Origin of the sequence: Anaerocolumna xylanovorans DSM 12503, from assembly GCF_900143645.1 — a bacterium.
Classification (GTDB): domain Bacteria; phylum Bacillota; class Clostridia; order Lachnospirales; family Lachnospiraceae; genus Anaerocolumna; species Anaerocolumna xylanovorans.
Genome location: NZ_FRFD01000015.1, coordinates 120,416 through 126,893 on the forward strand (window position 1 = coordinate 120,416; position 6,478 = coordinate 126,893).

Genomic DNA, 6,478 nt, shown 5'->3' on the forward strand with positions numbered 1-6,478 from the left:
CCACGCCAACAACGCGCCGCAAATTTGGTGTCAGCACAAATTTGTGTATTAAAAATGCAATGTATTTTTAATACAATACTCTGCCTCAGAAGGAGGAACTTAAATGTCAGTAAATGCAGTAAGAGCCGACGAAAATCTGGCCGGCTCCAGTAAAATAAATACCCTTTTAAGGCTTTTTCGTTATCTTCTGGCCTATAAGAAGGAAATCATTGCCGTATTATTTATAATGGGAGGGACTGTGGCAATCAGTCTTATCAATCCTCTCATCATAGAACACGCCATTAATGTAAACATAGCTGGTAAGGATGTGAACGGGCTTTTAGAACTTGGTCTCTTTGCTGCTGTCTTAAATATAATCTACATCCTGTTAGTAAAGCTCCGTATGTTTATTATGGCAAAAGTAAGCAATACCGTACTCTTAAGCATAAGGCAGGAGCTGTATACCCATATTCAGAAGCTAAGCTTTAGCTTTTTTGACAGCAGACCCACCGGAAAGATACTAGCTCGTGTTATCGGTGATGTGAACTCCTTAAAGGATGTTCTTTCTAACAGTGTCACCACACTGATACCGGACTTTATCACTATTGTGGCAGTAGTAGCCATCATGATGGTAAAAGATTATAAACTGGCCTTGGCCGCTCTTATCAGCCTTCCCCTGCTTATTATCGGAATGTGGATTATTCAGGTATATTCCCACGTAAGATGGCAGACATACCGTAAGAAGAATTCTAATCTGAATGCCTTTATCCACGAAGATTTATCCGGTATGCGTATTATCCACAGCTTTACCGCAGAGGAAGAAACTTCCCGTTCCTTTGATACCATGCTGGCAGAACACAGAGGATCCTTTATGAAGGCTGTAACTTTAAATGACGGCTTTGGTTCCATCATTGACTTTTGCTGGGGAATCGGTACAATATCTCTTTTCTTCTTCGGTATTAAGATGACAGGCGATAATACACCTGTAGGAACCCTGATAGCCTTTTCCTCCTACATTTCTATGTTCTGGAGACCTATCATGAACCTTAGTAATTTTTATAACCAGCTGGTAACCAATATCTCCGGAGCAGAAAGAATCTTTGAAATCATGGATACCAAGCCGGATATCACTGATGAGCAGGAGACAAAAGAGCTTCCGGTAATCAAAGGAGATGTACGTTTTGAAAACGTAACTTTTGCTTATGATATGGACACCCAGGTACTAAACAATGTAAGCTTTCATATTAAGCCGGGTGAAGCCATTGCTCTGGTAGGTCCCACCGGCGCCGGTAAAACAACCGTAGTAAATCTTATCAGCCGCTTTTATGACATACAGGAAGGAAATATCTATGTGGACGGCCATAATATCCGGGATGTGTCCATTGAAAGCCTGCGTATGCAGATGGGTATCATGACACAGGACAATTTCCTTTTCTCCGGTACCGTTAAGGATAATTTAAAATACGGTAAGCTGGATGCTTCCGATGAAGAGATTATCGCTGCTGCCAAGGCAGTGAATGCCCATGACTTCATTATGAAGATGGAAAAGGGTTATGATACGGAATTAAAGGAAAGAGGAGCCGGTCTTTCTGCCGGACAAAAACAGCTGTTAGCATTCGCCCGTACTATGGTGTCTATGCCTAAGATCCTGATTCTTGACGAGGCCACCTCAAGTATCGACACCCATACCGAAATCCTTGTACAAAAAGGAATCGAAGCCTTGTTAAAGGGACGTACCTCCTTTGTTATCGCCCACCGCCTCTCTACTATTCAAAAGGCTGACCGTATCTTTTACATTGATAACGGCGGTATTGTAGAAGAGGGAAGCCCCAAAGAGCTTCTTGAAAAGAAAGGCGCCTACTACGATTTATATATGGCACAATTCAAAAATATCTAATTTTATTTATTCAAACAAAAACATACAAAATAGGGAGTACCGGTACAAAGGGGCTCCCTATTTTTTTATTCCTTGTGCCTTTGTCTTTCTATCTGCTATAATTACCCATGAAAGCAGCCGGAAATAGGAGAAGTTGTTAATACTATATATTTTTTAGGGGATAGGAGAAGCATTTTATGGTACGGATATTGTTTTTGGAAGACGAACCAACTATCAAAGAAGTTTTAACAGAATACATGCAGCTTAAGCAATATGATGTTACTCCCACAGAGAATGGAGAAGAAGCTATAAAAATATTGGAAAAACAGGATTTTGACCTTGCCGTGCTGGATATCATGGTTCCCGGAAAGAGCGGTCTGGAAGTCCTTTCCCATATCAGGAGCCAAAAACCTGATATGGCCGCCATTATGCTGACAGCTATAGATGATGAACCCACCCAGGTAAAAGCCTTTAATCTTTTTGCAGATGATTATGTGGTGAAACCGGTCTCTCCCATCATCCTGCTAAAAAGAATCGAAACTATCCTGCGCAGAACGAAAGGCAGTGATAAAAAGCCGGCAAAGACTGATGGATTATATTTAAACGAAGAAGCTTACCAGGCTTTCTATGATAATGTTTCCCTTCAGCTTACCTTAAGTGAGTTCCTTCTCCTGCAAACTCTGAAAAAGGAAGCACACCGGGTCTTTACCAGAGAACAGCTTATTCTTAAAATTTTCAATGAGGATTATATCGGAAATGACCGGATCATTGACGCACATGTTAAGAATCTGCGTAAAAAGCTGCCCTGCAGCTATATACGGACCGTCATAGGGGTGGGCTATCAATTTAACGAAGAAAATACATAAAGAAAGGAGGTACGTCCATGAATCTTTCCAGGAAAACTTTTGCTTACAGTACCGTTATATCCATCCTTATTGTCTCGCTCCTTTTAGGATACTTTATCTTTATGCTTCCTTCCCTCTATGTCGCCTATATGCAGGATAGAAATTATTCTTCTGTTATAAAGCTGCAGGAAGGATATATGAAAACAGGAAGCTATGACAACCTTGAAGTAAAAAATCCCAGCGGAACCCTGACTGTTGAGCTCCCGTTAACCGGAGACACCATATATGCTCTTAACCAGTTTGTACGTGTTTCCGTAAAAGTGCGCGATGAGAAACTCCTTCAGCTTCTTGATAAGTTCAGGTACTATGCAAGGCATACGGATGAAATGAAGGATTTTAAAGAAGAAGATATTTCTTTTGATGAACTAAAACAGCTCATATCCATAGAACAGTACCTCCCGGCAGACTATCCTTTGAACTTTTCCTTTGAGATTCAGGAGAATAATAATGTATTCCGTCAACTATCCTCCAGGGTTCATAGAGAATCTGATAAACTCCTGGTATTTGAATCCAGCGTAACCGATGGCAGTAATTATTATACCAGCTACATTGCTCTGGGACTTACGGATGAGGTCATTGACATCACTTTTCTGCCTGTCATGACTCCAAGGATAGATGAAATAAAACCTGTTATTTTACAAAGCCTGCCCATGATTGCCGCTGTGGCACTCTTGCTTGTACTAATATCCTCCCAGCTGTTTTCCAAGCTTATTATCATTCCCATTATCAAGCTCTCCAATCATGCAAAGTATATGACAGAGGCAGAAACTTTGTATCTGGAGCCGGTCTCTGTCACCGGACATGATGAAATCAGCAGTCTGGCGGAAAGCCTTAATGAACTGTATCAAAAAATCCAGCAGAACTATCAGGAACTGGAAATTAAGAACCGGTATCTGGCAGAAGAAAATAAACGGCAGGAAGTATTCCTTCGTGCTTCCTCTCATCAGCTTAAGACACCTATTGCCGCTGCCCTGCTGTTAGTAGAAAGCATGATACATGAAGTGGGAAAATATAAGGATACAAGAGCCTATCTCCCCCAGGTAAAGCAACAACTGCAATCCATGAAGAAGATCGTAGAGGATCTTTTATACCTGAATCATTGCTCCAAAGAGCTTCAAAAGGAATCCTTTTCTCTTAAGGATCTGATAGAGGAATGTATCGGTTCCTATCATGTACAGTTGGAAGAAAAATCTCTGCATATAATAACAGATGGCATGCCTCCCGCCCTCTTTACGGACCCTGAACTCCTTAAAAAAATCCTGGATAATTTATTATCCAATGCCATTTGTTTCACACCAAAGGATGGACGAATAGCCATACTTTATGAAGAACACAGACTATGTATCTTAAATTATGGAGCAGCAATTGAAGAGGAACTCCTTCCCCATATATTTGAACCCTTTGTTTCCAGCATAACAGGGAACAGGGCACACGGTCTGGGCCTGTATGTAGCTTCCTATTATGCCAAGCTTTTAAACTGCCGTCTAAATCTCTCCAACACAAAAGAAGGTGTGATGGCTGAGCTCATATTTGCATAACCTCTACACGGAATCTTCATCTCAAATTCATATGCGTTTGATATAATTAAAACAGTTGAAAGAATTATGCATATATAAAAGGACAGGAGATATCTTATGGTTATTATTAATCAGGTACGGGTCAGGTACGGAAATCAACTGGCTCTATCCATAGACACACCTCTTTCGTTTAAGGCCGGTGACCGTATTGGAATTATCGGCTCTAACGGGGCCGGAAAATCGACTTTTGTAAAGACAATTCTGGGGTTGACCAATTACCAGGGGAGCATTGCTACCGACTTAAAACCTGAAGAAATGGCAGTTCATATGCAGCACAACCACTACTCCAATGCTATGGCAGTAAAGCATATTATGGAGTCCATACTTAATACTAAAATAAAGAAAAATGAAATACTCCAGGATCTTATTTCCTTTTTTGATTTTGAAGAGTGCCTGCACAAAAAGTATTCTGCCCTGTCGGGAGGCCAAAAACAGCGGCTTACAATTATCCTTGTACTGGTTCAGGATGCTCCTTTGGTATTTTTTGACGAGGTAACCTCCGGACTGGATTTTGAGACCAGGCAAAAGCTGATGTCAAAGCTTGTGGAATGGTACCGCAACAAAACCACTACTCTGTGTATTGTTTCCCACTACTACGAGGAGTTGGAACAGCTGGTAAATAATATCTTAATTCTGGAAAAAGGTCAGGTTGTTGATTTTGGGGATAAAGATGAATTATTCCGTAAGTATTGTGGAAAAACAGTAATCACCGTTGATAACACCCCCGAAAACGAAGAGATTACCAAGAACTTTCTAAAGTTAGAGGCACCTGGTCATCTTATTGCACTTTCCTGCCAGAATGATCAGACCGAAAAAGACATTGCAGAACTGCTCATCAGGAAAGATATTAACTTCCGGCGCAGCAACAACAATATAGAAATTATGTCCATTAATGCCAAGAACAAATTCAATGGGGGCGGAAAGAGAGATTAAAATGAATAGAAAGAAGCTTAATTGGTATTTGATTTCTTATGAACTGCGTAATATAGCCGGAAATATATTTGTTATCATATTTGGTGTATTGTTTCCTATCATGATGTCTGTCTTGTTTTCAGTAATATTAAAGAAACAGATACCTGAAAACATGTATTCAGAAGCAATTACCGCTCTTTTTATCACAATGAGCATGATTATTCCAATGGCTGTTCTGCTGATAGGATATGCAGCAAATTATTCTCAGGAATTAGAAAAAGATATTCCCCTGCGCTTAAGCCTGTTCGGCTTTCATGAAAAAACGATGCTCGCTGCTAAAATGATTGCCTACTTAATCTTCACAACAGCTGCTTTTTTACTCTATACCGTAACTGACTGTATAATTTTAGACCTTCAGGTTCCAAAGCCAGGCTCCGTTGTCTGTTTTGTTATCGCCTTATATGCTCTGTCTGTAATATTTTTTATTCTGGCCCATGGTATCGCCACTATTTTTCGCAAATTCGGTCCTACTTATGCCGTTTCCATGCTACTTTACTTCGGTTTCATGATACTCTGCGGAATGATGGGTATTACCGTAGACCAGCTTCCTGCAGGATTAAAAGCAATAGCAAGAATATTTCCCATGTCTTATATCAGCAGCGACTTTATAACTTTCTGGCAGGGAGGCCAATATAATTTTGTACCGCTGATACAATCCTACCTGTTCTTTGGAGCAGTTTCCTCCATTATTCTGATTTTCAGCATCCGTAAAAATCAGAGGGCTCTTAAACCTCAGGGACATGTCTCATAGATCATTCTATAGTAAATATTGAGGTGCGCGATAAACATATTCCTAACATTCTTACTATGTTTTAAAATAAAAAAGCCCTCCCTAAAATGCCGTCATGATATGTACCCCCTTTACTGGACACCAGTAAAGGGGGTTTTTACGTGAAATATGATTTTGTATTTAAATTAAATTGTGTCGAGCTATACAGAAATGGTCAATGGCCTGAAACACCAGCAGGAATTGGTCAAAAGAATTTTAGAAAACGAATTGTTACTTGGTCAAGAATTGCAGATATTTATGGAATTGATACTTTAAAGCATCCTTCAACATGTAAAGAACGTACAGCTGAAGGAAGGTATTCTCTTGTAGCTAGAGTTTTAGCTGGAGAATCACAAAAAAGTGTTGCAATAATTGCTGGAATTGATTCAGGGCTATTGTC

General features: G+C 40.1%; 5 protein-coding genes and 1 pseudogene. All 6 read left to right on the forward strand.

The features are described 5' to 3' along the window. The first annotated feature begins 103 nt into the window (after window positions 1-103). A complete protein-coding gene (locus BUF11_RS21780; RefSeq protein ID WP_073590991.1) occupies window positions 104-1,876 on the forward strand; it encodes an ABC transporter ATP-binding protein in 1,773 nt (590 codons plus the stop codon). Window positions 1,877-2,052: 176 nt separating this feature from the next. Further along, window positions 2,053-2,721, forward strand: a complete 669-nt coding sequence (locus BUF11_RS21785) for a response regulator transcription factor (RefSeq protein WP_073590992.1) — start codon at window positions 2,053-2,055, stop codon at window positions 2,719-2,721. A gap of 17 nt (window positions 2,722-2,738) precedes the next feature. Then, a complete protein-coding gene (locus tag BUF11_RS21790) occupies window positions 2,739-4,298 on the forward strand; it encodes a HAMP domain-containing sensor histidine kinase (RefSeq protein WP_073590993.1) in 1,560 nt (519 codons plus the stop codon). Between the two features lie 96 nt (window positions 4,299-4,394). Next, window positions 4,395-5,270 (forward strand): ATP-binding cassette domain-containing protein, encoded by an 876-nt coding sequence (locus BUF11_RS21795; RefSeq protein WP_073590994.1) that lies wholly within the window; start codon window positions 4,395-4,397, stop codon window positions 5,268-5,270. 1 nt (window position 5,271) lies between these two features. Then, window positions 5,272-6,060, forward strand: a complete 789-nt coding sequence (locus BUF11_RS21800) for an ABC transporter permease (RefSeq protein ID WP_073590995.1) — start codon at window positions 5,272-5,274, stop codon at window positions 6,058-6,060. A 140-nt stretch (window positions 6,061-6,200) separates the two neighbouring features. Next, a pseudogene (locus tag BUF11_RS21805) lies at window positions 6,201-6,478 on the forward strand (hypothetical protein); the annotation flags it as partial.

Coding starts and splice junctions, on each gene's coding strand:
- BUF11_RS21780 (WP_073590991.1), top strand. CDS start 104: ATGTCAGTAAATGCAGTAAGAGCCGACGAAAATCTGGCCGGCTCCAGT.
- BUF11_RS21785 (WP_073590992.1), top strand. CDS start 2,053: ATGGTACGGATATTGTTTTTGGAAGACGAACCAACTATCAAAGAAGTT.
- BUF11_RS21790 (WP_073590993.1), top strand. CDS start 2,739: ATGAATCTTTCCAGGAAAACTTTTGCTTACAGTACCGTTATATCCATC.
- BUF11_RS21795 (WP_073590994.1), top strand. CDS start 4,395: ATGGTTATTATTAATCAGGTACGGGTCAGGTACGGAAATCAACTGGCT.
- BUF11_RS21800 (WP_073590995.1), top strand. CDS start 5,272: ATGAATAGAAAGAAGCTTAATTGGTATTTGATTTCTTATGAACTGCGT.